At 47.8% G+C, this 24,351-nt stretch carries 17 protein-coding genes and 1 pseudogene; 10 read left to right on the forward strand and 8 right to left on the reverse strand.

The annotated features are described in order from the left end of the window. The first annotated feature begins 170 nt into the window (after positions 1-170). On the forward strand, positions 171-896 hold the full coding sequence (locus MHH89_RS00375; RefSeq protein WP_076184256.1) for an HAD family hydrolase: 726 nt from the start codon (positions 171-173) through the stop codon (positions 894-896). 725 nt (positions 897-1,621) lie between these two features. Here MHH89_RS00375 and MHH89_RS00380 read toward each other — a convergent pair. The 5 genes and pseudogenes from MHH89_RS00380 to MHH89_RS00400 all read right to left on the reverse strand — a co-directional run. Beyond that, a pseudogene (locus MHH89_RS00380) lies at positions 1,622-2,068 on the reverse strand (glutathione peroxidase); the annotation flags it as partial. 368 nt (positions 2,069-2,436) lie between these two features. Next, complete coding sequence (locus MHH89_RS00385) at positions 2,437-3,969, reverse strand: DUF3502 domain-containing protein (RefSeq protein WP_312150868.1); 1,533 nt, start codon at positions 3,967-3,969, stop codon at positions 2,437-2,439. A 141-nt stretch (positions 3,970-4,110) separates the two neighbouring features. Further along, positions 4,111-4,995 carry a carbohydrate ABC transporter permease gene (locus MHH89_RS00390; protein WP_038569639.1) on the reverse strand — a complete coding sequence of 295 codons (885 nt, stop codon included), beginning with the start codon at positions 4,993-4,995 and terminating at the stop codon, positions 4,111-4,113. A gap of 12 nt (positions 4,996-5,007) precedes the next feature. Continuing rightward, positions 5,008-5,988, reverse strand: coding sequence for an ABC transporter permease (locus MHH89_RS00395; RefSeq protein WP_081383729.1), 981 nt, complete (start codon positions 5,986-5,988; stop codon positions 5,008-5,010). Between the two features lie 320 nt (positions 5,989-6,308). Continuing rightward, positions 6,309-8,552: an AraC family transcriptional regulator gene (locus MHH89_RS00400; protein WP_312150866.1), complete on the reverse strand. Its 2,244-nt coding sequence runs from the start codon at positions 8,550-8,552 to the stop codon at positions 6,309-6,311. Positions 8,553-8,754: 202 nt separating this feature from the next. On the opposite strand from MHH89_RS00400, the gene MHH89_RS00405 reads away from it, so the two are divergent. Beyond that, positions 8,755-10,320 carry a glycoside hydrolase family 43 protein gene (locus MHH89_RS00405; protein ID WP_076124862.1) on the forward strand — a complete coding sequence of 522 codons (1,566 nt, stop codon included), beginning with the start codon at positions 8,755-8,757 and terminating at the stop codon, positions 10,318-10,320. Between the two features lie 19 nt (positions 10,321-10,339). Further along, entirely contained in the window at positions 10,340-11,794 is a 1,455-nt protein-coding gene (locus MHH89_RS00410; RefSeq protein WP_076281030.1) for a glycoside hydrolase family 28 protein, read from the forward strand. 7 nt (positions 11,795-11,801) lie between these two features. Here the strand turns inward: MHH89_RS00410 and MHH89_RS00415 are convergent, their stop codons facing one another. Continuing rightward, entirely contained in the window at positions 11,802-12,683 is an 882-nt protein-coding gene (locus MHH89_RS00415) for a helix-turn-helix transcriptional regulator (RefSeq protein ID WP_076281029.1), read from the reverse strand. A gap of 73 nt (positions 12,684-12,756) precedes the next feature. Here MHH89_RS00415 and MHH89_RS00420 point away from each other — a divergent pair, with 73 nt between their 5' ends. Genes MHH89_RS00420 through MHH89_RS00430 form a run of 3 tightly spaced genes read left to right on the forward strand, consistent with a single transcriptional unit; the run spans position 12,757 to position 15,861 of the window. Beyond that, positions 12,757-13,647, forward strand: coding sequence for a pectinesterase family protein (locus MHH89_RS00420; protein WP_076191130.1), 891 nt, complete (start codon positions 12,757-12,759; stop codon positions 13,645-13,647). Then, entirely contained in the window at positions 13,622-14,686 is a 1,065-nt protein-coding gene (locus MHH89_RS00425; RefSeq protein ID WP_254848713.1) for an alpha/beta hydrolase family protein, read from the forward strand. Before MHH89_RS00420 ends, MHH89_RS00425 begins: the two co-directional genes overlap by 26 nt. 47 nt (positions 14,687-14,733) lie before the next feature. Further along, on the forward strand, positions 14,734-15,861 hold the full coding sequence (locus MHH89_RS00430; RefSeq protein ID WP_076278570.1) for a glycoside hydrolase family 88/105 protein: 1,128 nt from the start codon (positions 14,734-14,736) through the stop codon (positions 15,859-15,861). A 67-nt stretch (positions 15,862-15,928) separates the two neighbouring features. On the opposite strand, the gene MHH89_RS00435 is transcribed toward MHH89_RS00430, so the two are convergent. Both MHH89_RS00435 and MHH89_RS00440 read right to left on the reverse strand, forming a co-directional pair. Continuing rightward, positions 15,929-16,249, reverse strand: coding sequence for a cupin domain-containing protein (locus MHH89_RS00435; RefSeq protein ID WP_036683993.1), 321 nt, complete (start codon positions 16,247-16,249; stop codon positions 15,929-15,931). A 26-nt stretch (positions 16,250-16,275) separates the two neighbouring features. After that, positions 16,276-18,816 carry a heparinase II/III domain-containing protein gene (locus MHH89_RS00440; RefSeq protein WP_340034231.1) on the reverse strand — a complete coding sequence of 847 codons (2,541 nt, stop codon included), beginning with the start codon at positions 18,814-18,816 and terminating at the stop codon, positions 16,276-16,278. A 236-nt stretch (positions 18,817-19,052) separates the two neighbouring features. Between MHH89_RS00440 and MHH89_RS00445 the strand changes: the two genes are divergently transcribed. The 4 genes from MHH89_RS00445 (at position 19,053) to MHH89_RS00460 (ending at position 24,297) form a co-directional block, all read left to right on the forward strand. Next, positions 19,053-19,949 carry a carbohydrate ABC transporter permease gene (locus MHH89_RS00445; protein ID WP_038569654.1) on the forward strand — a complete coding sequence of 299 codons (897 nt, stop codon included), beginning with the start codon at positions 19,053-19,055 and terminating at the stop codon, positions 19,947-19,949. Between the two features lie 90 nt (positions 19,950-20,039). Continuing rightward, a complete protein-coding gene (locus MHH89_RS00450; protein ID WP_076125141.1) occupies positions 20,040-20,858 on the forward strand; it encodes a carbohydrate ABC transporter permease in 819 nt (272 codons plus the stop codon). A 45-nt stretch (positions 20,859-20,903) separates the two neighbouring features. Then, a complete protein-coding gene (locus MHH89_RS00455; RefSeq protein ID WP_340034232.1) occupies positions 20,904-22,673 on the forward strand; it encodes a cache domain-containing sensor histidine kinase in 1,770 nt (589 codons plus the stop codon). A 7-nt stretch (positions 22,674-22,680) separates the two neighbouring features. Beyond that, positions 22,681-24,297 (forward strand): response regulator, encoded by a 1,617-nt coding sequence (locus MHH89_RS00460; protein WP_256717495.1) that lies wholly within the window; start codon positions 22,681-22,683, stop codon positions 24,295-24,297. Positions 24,298-24,351: the final 54 nt, after the last annotated feature.

The following is a 24,351-nucleotide window of genomic DNA, read 5'->3' on the forward strand; positions in this document are numbered from 1 at the left end:
AGTTGTAATATTACAGATTGAAATATAGCATAACGAAATATAAACTGCAACAGAAAAAGTTAAGAGCATGGACATTACAAAGCGATTTCATATATCATAGGGCTTGTACTGGAAATATCGCACAGATGAATGTCTTACCTGAAGCTGAACAGAATGGGGAGGAACAACAGATGAGTAACGAAGTACATGGAACGGAACAAAACGTGGTTCATGCGAAACTGAACAAGCCAGAAGCGATTGTATTTGATATGGATGGAACATTGTTCCAGACTGAAAGTCTTTTATTGCCTGCATATCATAAAATGTTCGATATTTTGCGGGAAGAGGGACTATACGTAGGACCTACACCACCAGAAGAACGTATTCTAGGCTGCTTAGGGATGTTGCTGGCAGACATTTGGAAGAATGTTATGCCTGAAGCAGATGAAGCCGTGCACCGCCGGGCGGATGAATTGCTCCTGCAGCTGGAGATTGAAGGGCTTGAAGCCGGAGGCACGCTACTGTATCCACAGGTGGTTGAGACACTGACAGCGCTTAAAGAGCGCGGAGTGAAGCTGTTTGTGGCTAGCAACGGGCTGGAGGATTATATTCACAGCATCGTTGTGGTGCATGAGCTTAAGGCGTTGTTCGAAGGCTTGTATAGTGCGGGAGGTCAAGGCACTGCGACTAAGACCGAGCTGCTACGCATTCTTTTGGATAATCATGGTATCAGCAGTGCCTGGATGGTTGGGGATCGTTCTTCTGATGTTCAGGCAGGTAAAGGAAATGGCCAGACCGTAATCGGCTGCGCCTATGCAGGCTTCGGACGTCAGGATGAGCTGAAGGGCTCTGATGTCATTATTACCTCCTTCGATGAATTGGTTGACTTATACGATAACGCAGCGATTAGTGAATAAGAACTTACGATGGGGAGTTTGCTTAGCTTACAAGCAAGCGCTTGATCACACAAAAGACAACCTTCTTGAAGAAGGTTGTCTTTTTATTGAAGTCAAAAAGATGGTGCTTCAGTTGAAAGAAATCGGTATCGTCGTCAGGCAGCAAAGATATATACATAAATAAAGGGAGTAATCCGATAAAACATGGAGAGGGAAAATGTGGAAAACGAGAAGCGAGCCAAGGGAGCATAAATATGATAATGAGTTTCTTTTTTATTGCTTTAAGTGCTGCGATTGGAGTGGGAATGTGGTTTTTAGTTATAGGTATAGTCTTTTCTATTGGTGGAGGGGGCCTATTTGTAACTCATTATGATTCCTTGTTTTTTTATAGTGCTGTTCTTTTGTTGTGTATTGTAAGTTATCTATGGTTTATAAAACATCTATTTGAAAAAAATTTGGAGCTATTGCTCCTTATCTGTGTGGGTACCACAATGCTCTTTTTTTTCCTTACAGGTTGGCTTAACTAATCGTATGGGGGGAGGACAGGCAATTCTTTATGTACTACTGGTTATTGGCTTATATCTTATCTTATTAATATAATTTATTCTGACTTAATATTATTTAATCAAAGTAAGAAATGAAATTTAAATAACATAAAGGGTTCTAAATGTTTTGCATGCCTAATATGTAAACCCTTTATGTTAAACTATCGTTCTCTGTTTGTTAAAATTACCAATCGGATTCATTTACTTTAAAAGAAGTGATTCAATCAATGGCTCTATGTCAAAGGGTTCAGTCGTGGTTTCGTATCTACCGTATACATGACCGTTTCTATCAATTAAAAACTTTGAAAAATTCCACTTAACCCCATCTCCGGCATATATGTCGGGATACTTTTCCTGCAGAAAATCCTGCATCCATTTACCGCCTGATGTCTCAGTATCGAATCCTTGAAATGGTGCTTGCTGTGTTAGATATTGAAATAAAGGATGGGCAGACGGTCCCCTAACCTCAACTTTCTCAAATAATGGAAACTTAACTCCAAAGTTGCTCTCACAATATTCATGTACTTCTGAGTTGCTTTCTGGCTCCTTCTCGTTGAATTGGTTACAAGGAAAACCAAGTATTTCAAACCCTTGCTCATGGTGGATTTCGTAAAGTTTTTGAAGATCAGGTAATTGGCGAGAGTAATTATTATAAATAACATAATAGCGCTATAGGCATTTATTGGTCTAATATATAATAGAAATAATATTTATAGTATTAACCTATAACGAGTATATCTCCACTATAAAATGCCGCTTAAATTTTTATTTTTGCGCTTTTAACCAATGAGCAGTTTCCCTCTTATCCTTCAGGTTACTTTGAAAATAATTCTAAGAGTATCAGCAACGAAAATTCCCCAAACGTAATCATTTTGATTGAATTATCCTGCTCGCCGTCGTATTGATTCAAGGTTGGCCATTATACCGCTTTCATCACGGTGTTCGAAGGCCAAAAGAAGCGTGCTCCTTAATGGAGACACGCTTCTTGACCGGTATGATAATTGCCGCGGCGGTGCTTACTGCTGCTTAGCGTACCATTCGGAAAATTGTTTCTGGTATTCAGCGATATATTTGTCTATTCCCGCTGCTTTTAGTCTGTCTAGCGCTTTGGGAAAGGCGGTGTCATAATCACTGAAGCCGCTGCCGATCGGAGAGAGGTATTCAGTGAATACGCCGTTCAGCTTCGTTTCTTCATTCTTGACGGGTGTATTGTCAAAGTTGAAGCCGGCACCTTTGGAAATGATGGCTCCATCGTCCCAAGCTTTATATTCTGCAATAAACTCGTCCGGTACCGTGTTGTCGAAACGCATGAAGTTTTTGTTCATCAGCAGCCAGTCAGGGATCAGCGAATCAGTGGTTATTTTGGTCAAACGCCCGTTTTCATCCAGCGTATAGTCTGTTCCTTCTATCCCGTAGGCGAACAAGTCGTACAGCTCCTGGTTTTTTTGCAGCAGATTGAAGAACATAATATAACGTTCAGGGTCTTTAGCTGCGGTGGAGACAAAAAAGGCGGTGCTGTAAGTGCCGCGGCTGATTTTTGGACGGCCGCTGCCGAGGAAATAGTTGACCAGTTTGGCATCAGGCACTGCTTGTGAGATGGTTGCCGCACCTTCGAATGGGCGTGCTGCTGTGCCGGCCCAGAACATCGCTTTTCCGGAGTTCCAGTCAGACTGCAGCTGTGGGACATTGGTGGCGGCATATTTTGGAATGATTCCTTTTTCATACCAGCCGTGCATTAGGTTCGCATAACTCTTGAACTCTTCGGTTTCAAACCAGCTAATAATTTGATCATCCTTCACAGACTCATCCAGGGCAATAAAATCATTTTGCCAATAGAGGTTTTTGTCCGTGTAATCATATTGTAGGAGTCTGCGTGCATCGGTGTTAGCGTACCCGATCAGTTCGGGATGAATGGCATGGACCTTATCATAGAACTGCTCTAATTCTCCCAGTGAAGTGACCTGTGTCATGCCGGCTTCTTCAAGCAAATCCTGTCTAACTAGCGCACTGTAGAATTCCGCAGAATTCGGTTTGTTGCCGACGGGGATCGCATACTGCTTGCCTTCCAGCTGAAAGGCTTTGAAGGAGGCCTCGTCCACATTTTTACTCAAATCAGCGGCTGCATCGGCATACGGAGTGAGGTCGGCATAAAGCCCCTTTGCCACAGATTTTACCATGTAATTGGCATCTGTATAAGTTGCGAAGTCTTCTCCCGTAGACAGCATTAAATCAGTTTTACCGCCGCCATATTCGGTCCAAGGAAGAAACTGAAATTCAACCTCAGCATTGATTTCTTTCTTAATAGTGTCGTAGAACGATGTCTTCGCTAGTTCCTTCATCCGGTTGGACTCATCCCCGTACAGCACAATTTTCAATTTGGCAGGAGCCAAGGCGCTGCCGTCTTTACTACCGCTATCCGTAGAGGAAGAGGTACCTTCATTTCCAGTTCCAGAACTAGGGGGAGCGCTTTCATTGTCGCCCTGAGCACAGCCACTTACCAAGAACACCGCAGCGAGGAGCAAACTTAACCAACCTTTTTTCTTTTTCATGATGAACCCTCCTGAAATAGAATCATAATGTTTGAGGCATCTATTGCAAAGGCCGTGCTCCCTTAAGTCCCATTGTACATCAAGAAGTAGGGGAGCATAAACCCGGTGCAACCGAACATAATATGGCATCCTTGCTGGAAATTAGCCTTTGACTGAACCTACGATAATGCCTTTGACAAAAAAGCGCTGGAGAAAAGGATATAATATGGCGATTGGCAAAACGGTGAGACAGGTCATTGCCATTTTGGCTGTCTCCAGTGGCGGTGCGATGATAGCTCCACCAACTTGAGCAGCATTGCCGGAAGCCAGGAACTGAATGTTCGCCATCATGTTGTACATCAAATATTGGATCGTATAGAGATCCTGATCGGATACCAGCATTAGTGGCAAATAGAAGTCATTCCAGAATTGCAGTGCGTAAAAGAGCGAGATGGTGACCAGTCCGACGCGGCCCAGCGGAATCATAATGCTGAAGAAGATCCGCAGATGTCCGGCACCATCGATTTGCGCAGATTCCACGATTTCATGCGGGATGCTGCGGAAATAGTTAGCCATGAGAAACATCAGAAAGACGCTTAGCACATAAGGGATGAACAGGCCGATGAGCGTATCGCCCAAATGATAATATTTGGTGCTAAGCAGATACCATGGCAGCGTTCCTCCGCTGAACAGCATTGTAAAATAGGCGAAGAAGGCGAAGAAATTTTTGAGCCGGAAGCTTTTAACGGAAATGACATAAGCGTAAGCGGTGGTCACCAATACGGCCGATACGGTACCCAGCACCGTAACGATCACCGACATGGAATACGCCCGCAGAATCTGCTGTGCCTTCGAGCCAAACAGGAATTCATAGGTTTCAAAGGTAAAGCCTCTGGGCCAGAACGAATAGCCTTCCGCGGCGATTCTGGATTCGGTAGATAAGGAGCCGGATACTGCCAGAATAAACGGCGCTAGACAGATTACGGAAAATACGGCAATACAGATGTAAAAGAAAATGAGCAGGCCTTTGTTTTCGGTAGTTTGCATCTTATCAGTCTCCTAAAATAGTTTGCTGTCTTTGTCATACCAGCCGGCTAATTTGTTGGCCACCAGCACCAGAATGAAACCAAAGACGGATTGATAGAGCGTGATGGCTGAAGCAAAGCCGAATTCTCCGGAACGGATGGCTGTGCGGTATACATACACATCGATAATGTCGGTAGTCGGCAGAAGCAACGGATTCAGGAACGTTACCCCCATAATCATACTGAGGTCGCCTTTCAGCATGCCCCCGATGCCCAGCAGCGTCATCAGAATGATCGACGGAATCAGCATTGGCACCGTAATTTTGGTGATAATCTGCCATCTGGAGGCACCATCGATTCTTGCAGCTTCATAATAGGAAGTGTCGATGCCTTGCAGAACCGCATAATAGATGATGGCGCCGTAACCAGCGCTTTTCCAGATATTCGCTAGCACGAGAATGATTACGAACAGCCAAGGGCTGGAATACCAGTCAACCTGGGAGAAGCCGAATGTCTGGAGCAACTGGTTCATAATGCCTTTGTCGTAATCCAGCAGGGAGAACAGAATGGCTCCGATAATAATCCAGGAAATAAAATACGGGAAAAACATGACGCTCTGCGTGATTTTGATAAACCATTTGCTGCGCAGCTCATTTAGAATAATGGCGATGGCCACTGAAAAAAACGTGCCGGTTAGCATATACAGCGCATTTAACATCACCGTGTTGCGTGTAGCCCTAAGAGAATCTTCCATACTAGAGAAGAAAAACTCGAAATTAGAGAAGCCGGCCCACGGGCTGCCGAAGATTCCGTCGTTGAAGTTGTAATTTTTAAAGACGAGAATCAGACCACTCATCGGCAGATAAGCAAAAAGAATTAGAATGATGATTCCCGGAAGAGCGAGCAAATAAAGCGAGCTGTCCTTCCTTAGGGATTTACGGAAGCTCTTGGCTTTGGCCGTCCTGATTCCCGGACTTGGCATTCCTTGTGTCTCCGATGTAGCTTCTTGCATCATTAACAGTCCACTCCTTTATACTAGCGTTGTCATTTCCGTCCCTTGTTTTAGGAGAACGCTTTACATGAAAATCATAAATCCACCCGGAATGTAAACGCTATCATAATAAACGGGAAAAAGTTAAAAAAAGCGGAAAAGGGCAGCTTAAAAAAACGAAAAAGACAGAACTTTTTTGTTTTTAGGGTGCTCAAAAGCCTGATTTAAAGGGGGATTTCATAGTAAGGCCGGCGCGAGGGTTATTCATTGAAAGTCAAAAAGGGGATGTCTCCGGCTATGAAAATGCTGCCGGGACATCCCCTTTGTTCCTTACTTTTAGCGGGTCAATCAGGAAGATTCTGTTTCTGCAAAATATGATTCATTCTCCATTTAGAAGGTGTAACCCCATAACGCTTTTTGAACTGGGTTGTAAAATAGGTGCTGCTGTTGTAGCCCACTTTCTCGGCAATTTCCCGGATATCCAAGCCAAGCTCAGTGACTAATAACATCTGCGCCTGCTCCAGACGCAGCAGGTTAACGAAATCGGGAAAGCTGCAGTTTACTTCGTCGGCAATAAGTCTACTGAGATAAGCGGGACTTAGCGATAGCTTGTCAGCAAGGGCATTAAGGGAGAGCCTGGAGTCATCATAATGATCTCTGATATAACAAATGGCTTCACCAGCAATGCTCTTGGTCTGTACAGCGCTCATGCTGGCAATACGCTCGTGGGCGGTATAACAGCTGTCTACAATCCAATTCCATAGCTTGTCATAGCTTTGGATCTGCCAGATATGCTGGTAATTATCTAGAAAGCCGGAATGCTGGACGTCTGCATTAAGCTCAGCCGTGCGACTGAGCTCAAAGACCAGTCTCGATAAAGCGATGGTGGCAGGCTCGACGCGGTAACTGCAGGCTACTGCCAGCAATCTCTCCACTGCCTGCGGAATATGGTTCGAGAGTTCCGTCTGCTTAACGGCTTGCAGTACCGGTTCAAGGGCACTGTCGGGCATTGGGCTGCTGTTCAGGTGGATCGTATCATCGGCAAAGATGATGTTCTGCTGCACATGAAATTTAATATATTGCAGACTGTCCGCAGCCTCATTGTATTTAGCCCTCAGTAGGTTTAAATCATCCGTCAGCCCGCTGATTCCGAAGGCGCAGCAGGCTCCGGAAAGCTGTAGCTGCGCGGCGGTTTCTTCCCATTTGCCGCGGTACAAAGCGTAATCGCCGAAGCTGCCGCTGTGAAGCTCGCTCAGAATAAGTACAGCAGTGCCTTGATGTGGGCGGAAGGATTGAATGGCTGCAAGTTCACAGAAGGCATGTTCAATCTGTTGTATGTTTTCCTCAAAGGTATGCCGGAAGTCGGAGTCTTCAGGTTGTTCGGGCTCCAGAGTGGTCAGTACGCATACACAATATGCTCCCCCAGAAGCGGCTATGCTCATCAGGGGTGTCCCGCTGTTCTCCGGTGTTCTCTGCGGGGAAAGCAGCCACCGCATCAAGGCGCTATCATCGCTTTCTTTTTTTAGCTGCTCCAGCTTAACGCCAATCTGTTCGAGCTCCTGGCTTACGGTATCGAAATCGCCACCGGTTTTCAGCGCTTCTTCATTGCCAGATAGATGAGCGATATTGCCGAAGAGCCGGCCGATTGGCTTATACATCCGCCGCGAGATCAGGTTGGCGGTTATAGATGCGGCGGCAATCAAGGCCAAGCACAGGCCAGTCATCAGATTACGGGCATTGGAGATATCACGGATGCTATCCTTGTAGGAAGTCTCCGACACAAACCACAGCTTGTCCGCTGCAGAATATACATAGGTAATCAGCTGTGGCTCTTCACCCCCCTTATAGACAAAAGAGCCTCTTTCTGAGGTGGAGGACACCACCTGCTTTAACATGCCCTCTTCCAGAGGGATGTCAGATAATGCACTGTGCATGAGCACAGATGCTTTTCCGTCAAGCACAGCGTAACGGGTGGCTTCGCCTTCTTTTTGCGTAAACAGATTATTCTGCAGCTTTCCCAAATTGACGGTCAGTGCTACCGCACCATTATATTCGCTATTCGCAAACGCCCGGTCATTATAAAACACGGTGAGCAGGGTAATGGGGGTACCGTTATTCAAGGTTGCCTCCCACAGAAACGGTGATTCAACAATGATGTTATCCCGCATTCTCGAGAATAGCTCCAGCTTGGATTCAGGGCTTAGCGGAAGGTTTTCGAACATGGCAACAGGCTCATCCACTCCCATGATATAGGCGTTCTCCATATATTGGTTCACAACCAATGCTCCGCGGATTTGGCTTAAGGCACTGTACAACTGGTCGCTCCAGCTGGTATCGCCATTCATCATGAGCGCGTTGATGTTTGGATTCCTATAGAAGTCCATAGCGTAGTTCTGGACGATCTCTTCATAGTTTGTAAAAACGGTTTCAGTATTCACCAGTACATTTTGGTTCGCCTTGTTGACATTATCTATCGTAATATTCCGGTACCAATAAAAGATCACTACAGCCAGTACTAGAATACAGCAAACTGAAATCGCGGTTAGGCTCATAAAAAAGCGGGAGTACAATTTCTTTCTTTTTCCCAAGCTGCTCACCCCTTCAGGTAAATCCTATTACACCCATTCTAGAGGGAAAGGCTATTCGCTGACAAGGAGTGAAATATGGGCAATATAGCATGAAAGTATAAAAATGAAGAAATAGAACATAGAAAATACAAGAAAGTTAAACTTATACGAACTATAATTGGTGGTGCTTACATTTGAATTGTTTTGAGGAGGATTACTTTTAATGAGAACATTCCACAATCCAGTGCTGCCGGGATTTTATCCTGACCCTTCCGCTATCCGTGTTGGTGAAGATTATTATCTTGTGACTTCAAGCTTTGAATTTTTCCCAGGCGTTCCTATCTTCCACAGCAAGGATCTGGTCAATTGGCGCCAGCTTGGCCATGTACTGGACCGCCCGTCCCAGCTCAATCTGGATCACTCGATTCCCTCCATGGGTATTTGGGCACCGACGCTCCGCTATCATGAGGGAGTTTTCTATATGATTACCACTTTTATTGACAATGACAAGAACCAGCATAATTTTTATGTAACAACAACCGATCCGGCCGGAGACTGGTCTGACCCTGTATGGCTGGAGGATGCACCCGGTATTGACTCCTCTTTGTTCTTCGATGAAGACGGCAAGGTGTATTATACCGGCAACCGTGTTCCGCCGGAAGGGCAGGATTATCCGAAGCATATGGATATCTGGCTGCAGGAGATTGATCTCAGCCAAGGGAAGCTAATCGGTCCGAAGCATAGTATTTGGCAAGGCGCACTCAAGGTAGCTCATGCGCAAGAGGGACCGCATATTTATAAGATCGGCGCTTGGTATTACGTGCTGATTGCCGAGGGCGGAACCGGGCATACTCATGCGATTACGATTGCCAGAAGCAAGAGTGTGACCGGTCCTTATGAGGGCCATAAAGCCAATCCGATTCTGACGCATCGCCATCTTGGCAGAGCGTATCCTATTGTTAATGTGGGTCATGGAGAGCTTGTGGAGACTCAGCATGGTGACTGGTGGATGTTCTGCTTGGCTTCACGAACCAGCGGTGGTTATTACCGCAATCTGGGACGTGAAACCTTCCTGACACCGGTAATCTGGGAGAATGAATGGCCTGTGGTCAATCCCGGTAAAGGGGTGCTGGAATTTGAGACGGAGGCTCCGGATTTGCCAGAGACAAAATGGCCGGAATTGCCTGCGCGCGATGAGTTTATAGGTAATGAGCTGGCACCGATCTGGAATTTCCTGCGGACACCGCGGGGTGAATTCTGGAGTCTCACCGACAAGCCTGGAGTTCTACGGCTTCGCCTGAAGCCAGAACGGCTCTCGGAGATTGCCAATCCATCTTATATCGGTAGACGCCAGCAGCATTTGAGCTTCAGAGCGGCGACTGACATGACGTTTAGTCCCGCTGCAGAAGGGGAAGTAGCTGGTCTTGTTCTCCTCCAAAATGCGGATCACCACTTCCGTTATGAACTGGGGCTAGAGGCAGGCGAACGTGTATTACAGCTGATTCATCGGATGGGTGGCAGCGAGCAGCTGCTGGCGTCAGTGCCCTATCTACAGGATCAGGTACAGCTTAAGGTGGAAGCCAGAGGACAAGAGTATAGCTTCTATTACAGAGCTTCTGAAGCCGCCAAGTGGACAGCCTTCTGTGAACGGACGGATGGCAGAGTGCTCAGCACCGATCTGGCCGGAGGATTCACAGGAGCATACCTCGGGATGTACACAAGCTCTCAAGGCGCAAAGAGCGAAAGCTATGCCGATTTCGACTGGTTTAGCTATGAAGGACTTGAGTAATAGGAGGAGGTGAAATTCAATGAGCAGCAATCTTGTAACTAACACGTATCCGATTCCCGAGCTTCCCCAGATTCCCGAACGGACTTTTGCAATCACGGATTATGGGGCAGAAGAGGGGGGATTAACGCTATGTACCTCTGCTATTCAGGCTGCACTGGATGCCTGCGCTTCGGCGGGAGGCGGAAAGGTTGTTATTCCCGCTGGCATCTGGCGCACAGGACCCCTTACTTTACGTAGTCGAATTAATCTGTATGTAGACAAGGGAGCGTTGGTGCAGTTTGACCCTGATCATACCTTGTATCCGTTACTTTCTTCCCATTATGAGGGGAATGCCGGCTGGCGCTGTCAGGCTCCGCTCGATGGAGAAGCTTTAAGCGATGTGGCAATAACCGGTGAGGGGATATTCGACGGCAGTGGCGAAGGCTGGCGCCCAGTGAAGCGGTTTAAGATGACCGAGAAGCAATGGGAGCGTTTGATCGAATCTGGAGGAGTGCTTGATCCGCAGGGCGAAGTATGGTGGCCTTCCCGGGAAGCCATGGAAGGTGAGGACTTCTGCCGGAAGCTGTGGGACAAGGGAGAAACTAGTATGGAGGCTTATCTGCCTGCTCGTACGTATCTTCGTCCGACGTTGCTTAGCCTGCGCAATTGCCGGCGGGTGCTGCTGGAAGGGCCGACCTTCCAGAATTCACCTGCTTGGTGTCTTCATCCCATTGGCTGCGAGCAGATTACCGTACGAAATGTTCAGGTACGTAATCCTTGGTATTCGCAGAATGGGGATGGCCTTGATTTGGAATCCTGCACGCATGCTCTAGTTGAGCACAGCAGCTTTGATGTGGGTGATGACGCCATCTGTCTCAAGTCAGGCAAGGATGAGGAAGGCCGTAAGTGGGGAATGCCCTGTCAGTATATTACCATCCGGAATTGCACGGTATATCACGGACATGGAGGCGTTGTGATCGGCAGCGAGATGTCCGGAGGTGTCCATGCAGTTCGAGTTAGCGACTGCCTGTTCATCGGCACGGACATTGGCCTGCGGTTCAAAAGCACCCGGGGAAGAGGCGGTGTGGTGGAGGATATTGTAATGGAGAATATCAACATGACTGGCATCATCCATGAAGCTGTATCCTTTCATATGTTCTATGCAGGGGTTGAAGGATCGGAAGGGTATGACGAGCAGTTATTTTCGGTTACAGAGGAAACTCCGCAATTTCGGAAGATTACCCTGAAGAATATTGTGTGCCATGGTGCGGCAACCGCTCTACTGGTTAACGGGCTGCCGGAGATGCCGCTTGCTGATCTAACCATCGAAAAATTCCACGCAGTGAGTGATCGGGGAATTGTGCTGCGGCATGCCACGGGGCTCACGCTGGATCGTATCCGGTTGCAGACTTCGGAAATGCCGAAGATAACAGCGCATAGATGCAGCCACGTCACGCTCACTCATTCCGAAGATTTGACGATTACAGATAGATAAAAAAATTCTATGGATGATGGAAATCCGTCTTGAACTTCCGTGGGTGTGACCTTGCTTCTTTTCGGTATTGGAGCGGGGTCAAACCGGTTGATTTTTTGAATGTTTTATTGAAATGGGAAAGATGTTCAAATCCGACAGCGGAGGCGATCTCCTGGATTTTGCCTGTAGATCCGACAAGCAGCCGTTCGGCTTCCCTTACGCGGACATGAACGATGTATTCCCGAAAGTGAAAACCCGTCAATCGGTGAAATACACGGCTCAAGTATGAAGGACTAATGTAAAAATTACTCGCAGTCTCTTCCAGAGTAAGGGCCTCACGGTAGTGATCACGGATATAGGTGGCTACATCCGTTACTAGATGATGGAGCGGATGTTTCGTCCCTCCAGCTTGTGAGATACTCTCTGAACGCTGGAGGAGAATCATCAGCTCGGAGAATAAAGCGATTACGATGGTTTCGTAATACGGGCGCTGCAACCGGCATTCTTCCAGCATCCGGTTCATTAGAATTTCCGCTTCGTCCTGCTCGCGCAGGGTCAGCTTGAACAAGCGGTACCCGCGGTCATGAAACCAGATGGCTTCATTCTGCAGGGATGGCGGTAGAAGAGCAGGATCATAGTTGATCAGAATCCGCTCGAATTCGGCTACTTCCGAGCTTGCTGTGGAATGAAGCTCCCGGCCGGAGATAAGAATAAGCTCACCCTTATGAACCGTAATGACTCGGTCGTCCACAAAGTATACCCGCTCCCCTTGTATCAGATAGTACAGCTCGGCTAAGTCATGGCTGTGGGGACGTGGCATAGCAGTGATGCCTTTACGTTTCATATGCTGGATGCTGTAGCGGTCTTCTTCAATATGATATTTGTGATTGGGGCTAGTCAGGCTAGTCATAATTCTCCTCTTCTCTTACGAAGCGTTACGGTTATTATAGAATAAACTCAGGTTGATAGGAAAGGAGCCGCAGATGTTAATTACAGTCTCTAAGAGTGTCGACGAAGGATTCAGTAGTTTACAGGCAGCGTTGGATTCAATTCCACAGGAACACAAGGAAGAAGTGACGATTCGGATCAAACCCGGCATTTACGAGGAAAAAATTACAGTGAAACAGGGAACGCCTCCGGTTCTGCTACTGGGGGAAGACACGAATTCCACCATCATTACGTGGTCAGACAACGCGCACACTTTAGGTCCGGACGGAGAGCCGATTGGCACATTCAAATCCGGTACCCTGAATGTATTCGCTGAGCATTTCACCGCTGAAAATCTGACCATTCGAAATGCATCAGGTCCCGGCACTGGCCAGGCGGTGGCTGCTTTTGTTGATGCTGGTCATGCTGTATTCCGGCGTGTACGCCTGCTGGGTGATCAGGATACTTTGTATACAGGGCAAGGAAAGCAATATTATAACGAATGTTACATTGAAGGCGATGTGGATTATATTTTTGGCGCGGCTACGGCTTTGTTTGAACGTTGCCGGCTGCATAACAAACGTTCCAGAGGATATATTACAGCCGCATCAACGCCTGAAGGCGCACCGTTTGGTTATGTATTCCTCGATTGTGAAATTACTGGCGGTCAAGGTGTAAGTGAAGTGTATCTTGGCCGACCTTGGCGCCCTTATGCACATGTGGCTTTTATCCGCACGGTCATAGACAGTTCGATTATCGGCGAAGGCTGGCATAATTGGGGGCAGCCGGACAGGGAGGAAACTAGCCGCTATGAAGAATATGGCAGCAGTGGACCGGGAGCCAATCCCGAAGCCAGAGCTGCATGGTCACGGCAGCTGATTCCACAGGAAGCTGCGGAGTATAGGGTGCTGACCGTGCTTGATGGCTGGCATCCTGAAGGATATTAAGGAAGGAGCACTTCGGATGGAGCCTCTGGAACAATACATGAAAGAACTAGCTGGTTCAGCTCAACGCAACTCGGCTTTCAGCAAAGACATACCCTTTCAGCAATGGCGTGATGAGCTTAGCACAGCATTTACGAAGCGGTTAGGTGGCTTTCCAGAAATAGCTGAGGAGCTGCAACCGGTTCTGCTGGAACGAACCGTCTGCTCCGGGTATACCCGTGAACGTATAGAGATAACTACCTATGAAGGGTTGCGCATGCCGCTGTATCTTTTGATCCCGGATCAGCCGTTCTCTACCCCTGTTCCTGCCGTTCTTGCCATTCATGGACATGGCTATGGAAGCCGGGAGATCGTAGGCTTGAACCCGGACGGATCGGATCGGCAGGGAGATCCAGGGCTGCACAAAGACTTCGCTGTTTCACTGGTAAAACAGGGCTTTGTAGTGGCAGCCCCGGAGCTGCTCGGCTTTGGGGACAGACGATTGGAAGAAGACCTAACAAGCGGGGAGCCTGGACGTAATTCCTGCTTCCGCCTGTCATCCGCATTGTTGATGGTTGGGAAGACAATGGCCGGCTACCGTATCTACGAAACCATGCGGGCACTGGATTATTTGCAGACAAGAAAAGAAGTTAAGGATGAACGAATTGGAATTATGGGTATTTCCGGCGGGGGACTGGTGGCTGGCTTCACAGCTGCACTTGACGAACGAATCGCTTGTGCGGTCGTAAGCGGGTATGCCAATACTTTCGCAGACAGTATTCTGACACGCAATCATTGCCTTGATAATTATATTCCAGGGATTTTGCTGGAAGCGGAGATGCCTGACCTACTGGGCCTCATTGCCCCTCGTGGCCTGTTCCTCGAATCGGGAGATGCTGATCATCTGTTTGGCCCGCGCGGAACAAAATTAGCTTTAACCCAGTTGCAGACGATTTACAGGTCGGCGAATCATATCGGACAGGTAGAAGCGGACTTCTTCACCGGAGGTCATGAGATTCATGGTGAACCAGCCTTTGCCTGGCTGCGCAAGCAGCTCAACTGAGCATAAGATTAGACTTCATATGGATGACAAACGAAGGAGGAATAAGGATGTCTATAACTGAAGCAACAACCGTTCGCTTGTCCAGTAAAATCGCGAGTACGATTCTTGGAGGGTGCAACAAGCAGGGAGAGCATGAATATGTGCTGGAAAGATGGGCTTATGTTCCGGGCATGCTGCTGATGGCAATGGCCCGGGCGGGTGTTCAGCTCGACCAGCCTGAGTATGTCTCCTTTATGGAGCGGCATATGGACACATTTATTGGAGAGGATGGTTCCATCCGTACCTACAGGCTGGAAGAATACAATCTGGACCAGATTAACGAGGGGAAAAACCTGTTCTTGCTATACCAGAAAACCGGAGAAGAACGGTATGCTGAAGCAGCCCATTTGCTGGCCGCACAGCTTATTGGACATCCCCGCACCTCCGAAGGGGGATTCTGGCATAAGAAGGTATACCCTTTCCAGATGTGGCTGGACGGGCTGTACATGGCATCGCCATTCCTAGCGGAATACGGCAAGGTTTTTCAACGACCTGAACTGATTGACGAAGCGGCGCATCAGCTGCTGCTGGTTGAGCGGCGGACCCGTGATCCACGGACCGGTCTGCTCTATCATGGCTGGGATGAATCCAAAGAGCAGGAATGGGCTGACTCGTCTACCGGATTGTCCTCTCATTTTTGGAGCCGGGCGATGGGTTGGTATGCGATGGCTGTGGTTGATTGCCTGGAGCATTTTCCGCTCACTCATCCGCAGCGGGGGACGATCATTGGCATTTTCCAGCGGATGTGCGGCGCGCTTCTGGAGGTTCAAGACAAGGAGACTGGCCTCTGGTACCAGGTGTTAGATCAAGCGGGGAGAAAAGGCAATTATCTTGAAGCTTCCGGCTCGTGCATGTTTGTTTATGCGATGGCTAAGGGACTAAGATTAGGTTATCTGGAATCCTCTTTTATAGAGGCGATGTTGCAAGGGTATGAAGGCATTTTGACGCATTTGACTGAAGAGGATGAACAAGGTGTGCACCTGCACCAGATCTGTCATGGAGCGGGTCTGAGCAAAGACCGTAATGGCTCATACGATTACTATATCTCTGAGGACGTATTGTCGGATGTGCCTATGGGCGTCGCTCCATTGTTATTAGCATCACTTGAGGTGGAACGGTACCAAGCTGAAAAATAACAGAAGCCCAATCATTCCCTCTGAAATGGAATGATTGGGCCTTTTTTTGCTGCCAGATATATATTTATTAGCGTTTCAGCAGATCCTCGCGGATAGGTGTGAAGACATCGAGCAGCGCAGAGTCTGCTTCCAATGCGGTTACACCGTGCTTTGCATCTGGCGGTATGGCAATACTTTGCCCCGCGGTTACCTTATGCTTCTCGCCGTCAATACGAAATTCAAAGCTTCCACGCAGACAGTAGCTCATCTGCTCGTGAGGATGGCTATGCTCATAGCCCTCGGCTCCCTTTTCGAAATGAACCTCCATCATCATCAGACTGGCTGCAGCGTTCAAGATACAGCGTTTAACTCCCGGTTCTGCTGGTTCCCATACTCCAAGATTGCTCATGTTCTAATCTTCCTCCTTGTATATAGTTATCGGGGCATGGCGATGTGAATTCTGCCTGCCTCAATTCTTAATTGGGTTGCTTCAGGTTGCCCGGATGTTGACTCAGATTCTCCGAGCAGCCTAAGCGGTCCGGGACCCGGAACAGTAACAAGGTGTTCCTCCTTGGTGCCGTTGATGGCGGCGATAAACCATTTTCCATCCGTACGGGATATCCTGTACAAGCGTACTCCTTCGACAGCCTCTTCATAATCAAGCTGTTCAAGCTGTAGTGAAGAAGCATCTTCTGTCCGGGGATGAAGCAGAATGACGTAATCGCTTGTACCACCATAAACACGGAAATGTTGCTGCTCTGCCAGCGGATAATTCCCGGCGACAGCGCCTTCTCCCACTGTAATCACTGGAAGTTCTGGTTCGGCGATATAAGCGCTTAGGTGCTTGCCGTTCAGGCAAGCTGCATCAATGGATTGCTCCATTATACTTGCATCAGTACTGAGTGTATGCAGATTCCAGACGCTGTTCGATGCTCCCTCAATTCGATCCCATATCAAGTAGACGTTAAAGCCTGCTTTAATGAACAAGAAATTCCGCTCATATTCTCTGGCGTTAGCCTCTGGAATAAGACTGCTGGCATGATCTAACTCTTCTGAAAAGCGTACTTCCTTGCATGTGCTTTGCAGTGGGCCATTGGCAAAATTTCCGAATGAATCGGTAAATTGAACAACATTATGAGCTGCGCTGGACACATACCAATGCCGATCTCCGTTATAGTAACCTCCCGTTCCAGAATCAAGGGTTACTGGAACACCATCTGCCCAGATGGAGAAGTGCCCTTCATCATGATGAGCGTGATAAGTCAGCGGAGACGCCTCGTAGATTGCATAATGCTGAAGGTTCTGTTCTCCGTTGCGGAAGATGACATAACCGATATCGGGATAATGTACGGAGTCGAGTGCAGGCCTTTGTTCTGTTAAGTCGGGCTGTGGATATAACAGCGCGACCAGAGGCAGAGGAAAAGCGCCGCTATCCTCAATCGGTTCTCCGCCGTGCTTCCACGTCCAGAGCATTTCCCCGGCAAGCTGGGGGTCTTCGTCCATATAGAATGGGGCCGCATATCCAAGCAGGCGAAACCATTTTTCCTGCACATTGGCATCGCCGACCGCTGGTGTAAGCAGGATGGGGGAGCCAGAAGAGCCGCCTTGAATAATATCTGGTGCAGTCACTGTGCCGATTAGGAAACGGTACATGCCCTTTACCTTCTCATGCTTGAAATAATCAATGCCCTTCAAACGCTTTAATAGGACGAAGAAAAGAAAATAGCGATGCAATACTGCGCCATGGTAGCGAATATTTTCTGGCCACGCGCCGTCTGAATCCACCACTTCTGCCAGCTGCCAGTTGATGACAGAGAGGGCATGATCAAGATATGCCTCACTTTGTTTTTCATTGGGAAAGAGGAGGGCATATACACCCAGTCCGGTTGCCCGGTCGGCATTCCAATTACTGCGTTTTCCCCCCTTTTCATCTGGGAAGGTCTCCAGATCAAACCGGTAGTAGTGGGTATCCATCATCATGTCTGCGATATAGCGGAAATGAGCGAGAAGTTCGGTTTCTTCTCCAGTGAGGAATACACTGCTGCCAGCAATCTGATCGTAGATTACCGAAGCAGCAGCGAGCCCCCTCCCGATATGCACCGCGCCGTAAGTATCATCGTCATGCCAGCCGTCTCTACGGAAAATATCCATGCCTACCCGCATATCGGCAAGCATGTACTGGAGCTTTTGCTTGGCTCGAACCGCAAATTCACTTTCACCCGTGATCATATACATATTGGCGTCCGCTCCCGTAGCCTCCAGCAGGTAGGCCCAATTGGTAAGTGTCAGCCGATTAAAAAGCGGGGAGAGCAGCTCAGTTCCTAACGGCTGCCCCGCAGCATTTAGAAAATGGACCCCGATGCAGATTCCTTCGCCCAGAGGAGCTTCCAGACTGAGCGCCGTCTGCACGCTGTAATGATCACCTTCGTATACAGGTATGGTCTCTCCATAATGAAGGATTGTCAATCCTTTCACTTCCTCATTACTGATGCAGATACATTGCAAATCGTCTGCCAGACTAGCGCCAGATGGGGTTACACCAGATGGCTGGAGACCCTGCTGCCAGCTGGCCAATTTCTCTAGATATACTGTGCTTCCGTTTTCTCGGTCTTGACTCCACCCCAGCATCCCAGATTCTAGACCGCCATTCGCTAGTTCAACCGGCAAGCCAAGCTGCGAATGAGTCAGACGCAAGCCCCCGATGCGCGCCGTGCCCTTTCCCCGAATCTGTACAGAAAGCTTGAGGAAGGCCGTTCTGGGAGGGGTTTTAAAAACAAAGGGTTCTACCCGGAACACGCCGAGTTTATGGAGGGGCGCAGCAGCTTCTCGGCTGGCAAATTGTTCAGACAGCTGTTGTTGTCTTTCGTACTCTTGCTGGACCTTGGGAAGCTGTTCGATTCTAAGGCGTATGCCCTCCAGCTCTCCTTCGGTATAACATCCGAAGGGGCGTGTACCGCCACCATATGCTGAAATCATCGGTAGTTCTAACCTCCTTGTAAAGTAGTCATGGTTCGTGGGTGAGCTTTCTCTTAATTAGTATAAACGTGGCTTTACGAAGGACGGGATAGATAAACAAATGAAGGAAAGGGGACAAAGCAACTGAAAAAGTGAAATTCTCCCCCAAGCGCAGTCGCTTTCTCCCTAACCGTTACGAACGGATAGAATTATCATTAAGGACATAAGCTTAGTCCAATGGACAGGAGGAACAATAAATGAATTTATCAAAACGTCAAATTAACGCCTGGACCTTCGTTGCTCCCAGTTTGATTCTGACGCTGGTTTTTGGAGTATATCCGATCTTTTGGGCTCTGAAGTACATGTTCTATGATTACCAGGGTTTCGGCGAACCCTTGTTTATCGGGCTGGAGAATTTCGAGCGCTTATTAAGGGATCAGGAATTCTGGAAGTCAGTGGTCAACACCTTTATCTACGCTGGAGGCAAGCTGCTCATCACCTTGCCATTATCATTTTTACTGGCGGTTGTCCTCAATCGTGCTTTGAAAGGGCGGCAGCTGCTAAGAGCGATTTACTTTATGCCGACCGTAATCAGTGCTTCGGTTATGGCCATCGTATTCTACGTTATCTTTAATTCATACAATGGGATGGTTAACCAGCTATTGGTCGGCTCTGGAATTATTTCCGCTCCGATAGATTGGCTAGGGCCGAAATATGCCTTACTAACAGCTATTATGATTGCGATATGGGGGGCTATCGGTAACTATATGCTGCTCTTTATCGCTGGTTTACAGAACATTCCTGAGGATCTCTATGAGGCGGCATCTATAGATGGAGCTGGACCTTTCAGAAAAATGTGGAACATCACCGTTCCCATGCTCGGACCTGTATTGCAAATGATCATTATGCTCGCTATTACCGCCTCCCTAAAAGGCTACGAGAGTATTATGGTGCTTACCGAAGGCGGTCCTTATGGCAAGACGGAAGTTATGTACCTGTACCTGTATAAGCTGTTCTTCCCTGTATCCAGTGGGGGTACAAGCATTCAGCAATTTGGCTACGGTAGTGCGGTTGGTTTTGCCACAGCAGTTATTGTAGGTCTGATTACCTTAGTCTACTTTTATGTATCTAAAAAGCTAAATGATATCTATTAAAAGAGAGGAGAATGAACAGTGAGTACATTACATGCGGAGACGAAGAACACTTCGGTCCAGCCTGTCCGGTCCTTCAAGACCCGAGCGGTGCTGTCCCGGACCTTGCTGTGGATTTTTCTACTTATAGTGGCGGCTTTTGCGTTGTTTCCGATTATTCTGGCTTTTTTTGGATCCCTTAAGACCAATCTGGAGTTGACGACAGGAACCACCTTGCTGCCTAAGTCATGGCAGATTGGAAACTACGCGCAGGCTTGGAATTCGGCTAACTTTGCCCGCTTTACATGGAACAGTGTGTTTATCAGTATCTTTACCACCTTAGGCACTCTATTCATTGGAACGATGGCCGCATATGCGGTAGCGAGAGTAGATTTTTACGGGAAACGTATATATGTTGTAATTCAGTCCTGCACGCTGTTTATCTCGATCGGTGCTGTGGTGCTTCGGCCGCAATTTGACCTTATGGTAGCGCTTAATCTACAGAAATCGTTATGGGGTGTCATTATTATTCTGATTAGTGCGCATGCCACGGCATTTTTTATGTTGATTGGTTTTGTACGAGCGATTCCGAAGGATCTGGATGAGGCTGCTTTTATTGACGGCTGTAATTTCTATAGCGTATACTTTCGAGTTATCTTACCGCTTCTGACACCCGCCCTTGGAGTCACGGCGCTCTGGACCTTCCGCGGAGCATGGAACGAATATATTCTGCCGCTGGTTTTTACCATGACACAGCCAAAATTACAGACACTCACCGTAGGATTGGCGGGGCTAAAATATGGTATCGGCGATGCGGCGCAACCTCAATTGATGCTCGCGGGTGCATGTCTGTCCATGTTGCCAATGATTGTTGTCTATATTTTCGCTAACAAATCGTTCATGCAGATGACAGCTGGCTCTGTAAAGGGCTAAATTCGGGGCGGGCTTCGGACAGCTATTCAAGAAGGATGTGAATACATGCTGAAGGCCTGGGTTTATCGTACCTCTTTGAAGAAAAGAATATGGCTATCTTTTACCGCACTGACGGTATTCTGTATTTCTGTCACCGGTTTATTGGCTTACTCCATCGCTTCTCGGGCGATGGAGCGTAACTCTGTCGAGTTAAATCAAAATGTGCTGACTCAGTCAATCAATGTCCTGGACCAGAAGTTAAAGCAAATCATTGTGGCTTCCTCCACGATGATGTTGAGCGAAGCTTATCAGCAGACCATCCGGGATATTAAAGCTCATAATATGGAACGTTTTTTTGCCAATTTTTCTATGCTGCAAGCGCCCTTCACGCAGGTAGAGTTGACGGAAAACTCCATTGAATCTATCTTGATCAGTACGCCGGACGGGGATTTCTACTCTACCAGCAATCAGCGCAGAACTTTGACCCCATTTCTAGAATCTTCGCTGTACCAACGGATTAAGGAGAAACCTGAATCCAATTGGGTGGAGAGTCATCGGGACGAGCTATTTGCCGGGAAACACCATGTTATTTCCCTAGTCTTGCAGCCGCTTACAGACAATTATGTCCCTGATCTATTTTTGATTGTTAATGTAAAAGAGGACATTCTTGAAGATACTGTAAGTGGAGGCGGGAGTCTTGGCTCCGCGCGTTTTTTACTGATCAATAAAGAGGGAACAAGCGTCTTCGGAGACGGGAGACGTCCGGAATGGTCTCGGGACTCTGTGTTTTTGGACAAACTGAGGGAAGCGGACCGGGGTAATTTTGAATATTCTGCTGGGGATGGGCCAATGCTGCTCAGCTATGCCAGTTCAGGGTACGCAAAAGACTGGGTGTTGGTCAGCTACCTGTCCAAAAAGGAACTGCTGCAACCTGTTCGGAGTATTCAATGGCTGGTGTTGATGATCATGGCGGCATGTATCGTCATCGCGCTTTTCCTTGCAAGGTATCTGTCCGCTTTGCTACTGGGACCGCTGCTGAAACTGCAACGGACGATGTCTCGTGTTGAGCAAGAGGATCTCAGTGCACGCTTCCAGAGTCCTTTCCAGGATGAGATTGGGGAGGCGGGACGCAAATTTAACCAGATGTTAGACCGGATTGGTGAGTTGATTGTTGAAGTCAAGGATACAGAAAAAGAAAAGAGAAAAGCGGAGATCAAGGCGCTTCAGGCGCAGATCGAGCCTCATTTTTTATATAACACATTAAACACGATTTTCTGGAAATGTGAGATGGATGAATATGAAGATGTGAAACAGATGGTCATTTCGCTGTCTGCACTGTTTCAGCTGGGACTGAACAACGGGCAGGAAATTACGACCTTAGGCAAGGAACTGGAACATGTCCGCCAGTATCTAAACCTTCAGCAGCAATGTTACGAAGGGTTGTTTGACTATACAATTGATGCCGGAGTGGAACTGCTGGAGCTTCCTGTGTTGAAAATTATTATTCAGCCCTTGGTGGAGAACTCAATCCTGCACGGCCTTAAGGAATTAAGGGGAGGGGGAGTGATCCGGATCTCTGTAGAAGTAGCCAAAAACACACTGCTCATCCGGGTTACCGATAACGGAACCGGCATGAATGCGGAGAAACTCAATGCCTGGCTGAAGGAGCCGAACGGCAGTGGAGGTTACGCTCTGTCTAATATATGTAGCCGACTGCAGCTGTACTACGGCAAAGAAGCCGGATTGGTCTTTCGAAGCAGTCCGCGTGTTGAAACCGAAGCTGTTCTATCCATTCCTGTGGAAGGGGGAATAAATCCTGAGCACCCATTCAATTAAAATATGTATTGTTGATGATATTCCTGCAGTGGTCCGCGGATTGTCGCAGCGGATTCCTTGGGAGGAACATGGGATTGTGATCGCGGCCACCGCGGCAGACGGGGAAGAAGGTCTGGAGCAGATCCGCAAGCATCGTCCTGACATCGTATTGACGGATATCCGAATGCCTTTTAAGGATGGTTTAGAGATGATGCGGAGCATCCAAGCCGAGCAGCCAGGCATCAAACTGATTTTTTTGACGGGTTATTCTGATTTCACCTATGCCCAGGAAGCAGTTAAGCTGGGTGCCTTTGATCTGATTGTAAAACCGTATACCAAGGTTCAAGTGCTTGAATCCGTGTTGAAGGCCAAAGAAGTGTTGGAGCGGGAACGCAGTCAAGCTGAGCAGATGATGGGCATGGAACAAAAGCTGCGCGAGAGCTTACCTTATTTGCGTCAGGAATATATGCGTCTGCTCATCCGTTACGGAACTAGGCAGCAGCACTTGAGCCAGCAGTGGGATTTTTACAATATCGAGATGAATAACCATAACTTTTGCGTGATGGTAGCGGAAGTGGATTTTTTTGTGGAACGTACATCAGAACTTACGGTTTCCGAGGTGGAATTAATCCGCTTTGCCGTACAGAATATTTTGGAAAATACAATATCCGAATACACTCGGGGCATTGTGTTCCGGGAAAATGTGAATCAGTTCGTTATTGTGATGAACCCTCTGGCGGAGCCAAATATGGAGCAACTTGCAGAGAAATGCCGGGAAAATGTACATCGGTATACGTACCAGACGGTATCCATTGGACTGGGTGGAGAGGTGGAGGAGGTAGGGCAGCTTTCTGCTTCCTATGCGCAGGCGCTGTCTGCACTTGCGAACACCTTCCTGAACGGTGGGAACAGCGTGTACACCTATGTTGAAGATGCAGTCGTGAATGCCGTGCTACCCAGATACTCATATGACAAGGAGAAAGAATTGCTTTATTGTCTGCGCTCGGCGAATTTGTCCAAAGCAGAGGAGCAGCTGGATCATATTTGGCATGATTGGATTACTGCACCGGCAACGCCTAACCCGTCCATCGTTAAGACGTTATGTCTTGAACTGGCTCATTCTATCCATCGGATTTTTTCGGAAAAAGCAACGGATTCGGAAGTTAAAACTCTGGAAAATAAGCTTGCAGACATGAGCAGTGCAGTCTCTTTTGAAGATCTTAGCCGCCAGATTCGGGAATTTTGCCGTTTGGGCTGTACGTATTTGCAACAACGCCAATGCAGTGACGCGCGTATGCTTGTGGATCGGGCCATCACTCATATCAATGGAAATCTGCAGCGAAATCTATCCGTCGCGGACTGTGCACGGGAGGTGCATCTTAGTCCTAGCTACTTCTCCAATCTTTTTAAAAAGGAGACGGGAATGACACTCGCCCAATATATTATCGGGAGACGAATGGACAAAGCCAAGGAGCTGGTGCTGGAAGGCATACAGGTTCAGGATATTGCCATCTCTTTGGGCTATGAGGATCGACCCTATTTTACAGAGCAGTTCAAAAAATACACCGGAATGACGCCGACTGACTTTCGTGCAAAATATACCTTGCCCAAAGTGGAGGGAAACAGTGATTTCGTCTCCCATTGACAGTTGTTTTCTCCTTCACTGATAAAAGGGCAGTGGAATTATAATTTTCTTAAG

The organism is Paenibacillus sp. FSL H7-0323 (assembly GCF_038002725.1).
GTDB classification, from domain to species: domain Bacteria; phylum Bacillota; class Bacilli; order Paenibacillales; family Paenibacillaceae; genus Paenibacillus_AQ; species Paenibacillus_AQ odorifer.

Excerpts from the sequence above, each read along its gene's own strand:
- MHH89_RS00440 (WP_340034231.1), bottom strand. The coding sequence starts at position 18,816 with ATGATTTCAGCATATGGTGGCGGTACACGCCCCTTCGGATGTTATACC.
- MHH89_RS00375 (WP_076184256.1), top strand. The coding sequence starts at position 171 with ATGAGTAACGAAGTACATGGAACGGAACAAAACGTGGTTCATGCGAAA.
- MHH89_RS00435 (WP_036683993.1), bottom strand. The coding sequence starts at position 16,249 with ATGAGCAATCTTGGAGTATGGGAACCAGCAGAACCGGGAGTTAAACGC.
- MHH89_RS00415 (WP_076281029.1), bottom strand. The coding sequence starts at position 12,683 with ATGACTAGCCTGACTAGCCCCAATCACAAATATCATATTGAAGAAGAC.
- MHH89_RS00385 (WP_312150868.1), bottom strand. The coding sequence starts at position 3,969 with ATGAAAAAGAAAAAAGGTTGGTTAAGTTTGCTCCTCGCTGCGGTGTTC.
- MHH89_RS00420 (WP_076191130.1), top strand. The coding sequence starts at position 12,757 with ATGTTAATTACAGTCTCTAAGAGTGTCGACGAAGGATTCAGTAGTTTA.
- MHH89_RS00410 (WP_076281030.1), top strand. The coding sequence starts at position 10,340 with ATGAGCAGCAATCTTGTAACTAACACGTATCCGATTCCCGAGCTTCCC.
- MHH89_RS00445 (WP_038569654.1), top strand. The coding sequence starts at position 19,053 with ATGAATTTATCAAAACGTCAAATTAACGCCTGGACCTTCGTTGCTCCC.
- MHH89_RS00430 (WP_076278570.1), top strand. The coding sequence starts at position 14,734 with ATGTCTATAACTGAAGCAACAACCGTTCGCTTGTCCAGTAAAATCGCG.
- MHH89_RS00390 (WP_038569639.1), bottom strand. The coding sequence starts at position 4,995 with ATGCAAACTACCGAAAACAAAGGCCTGCTCATTTTCTTTTACATCTGT.
- MHH89_RS00455 (WP_340034232.1), top strand. The coding sequence starts at position 20,904 with ATGCTGAAGGCCTGGGTTTATCGTACCTCTTTGAAGAAAAGAATATGG.
- MHH89_RS00395 (WP_081383729.1), bottom strand. The coding sequence starts at position 5,988 with ATGATGCAAGAAGCTACATCGGAGACACAAGGAATGCCAAGTCCGGGA.
- MHH89_RS00425 (WP_254848713.1), top strand. The coding sequence starts at position 13,622 with ATGGCTGGCATCCTGAAGGATATTAAGGAAGGAGCACTTCGGATGGAG.
- MHH89_RS00405 (WP_076124862.1), top strand. The coding sequence starts at position 8,755 with ATGAGAACATTCCACAATCCAGTGCTGCCGGGATTTTATCCTGACCCT.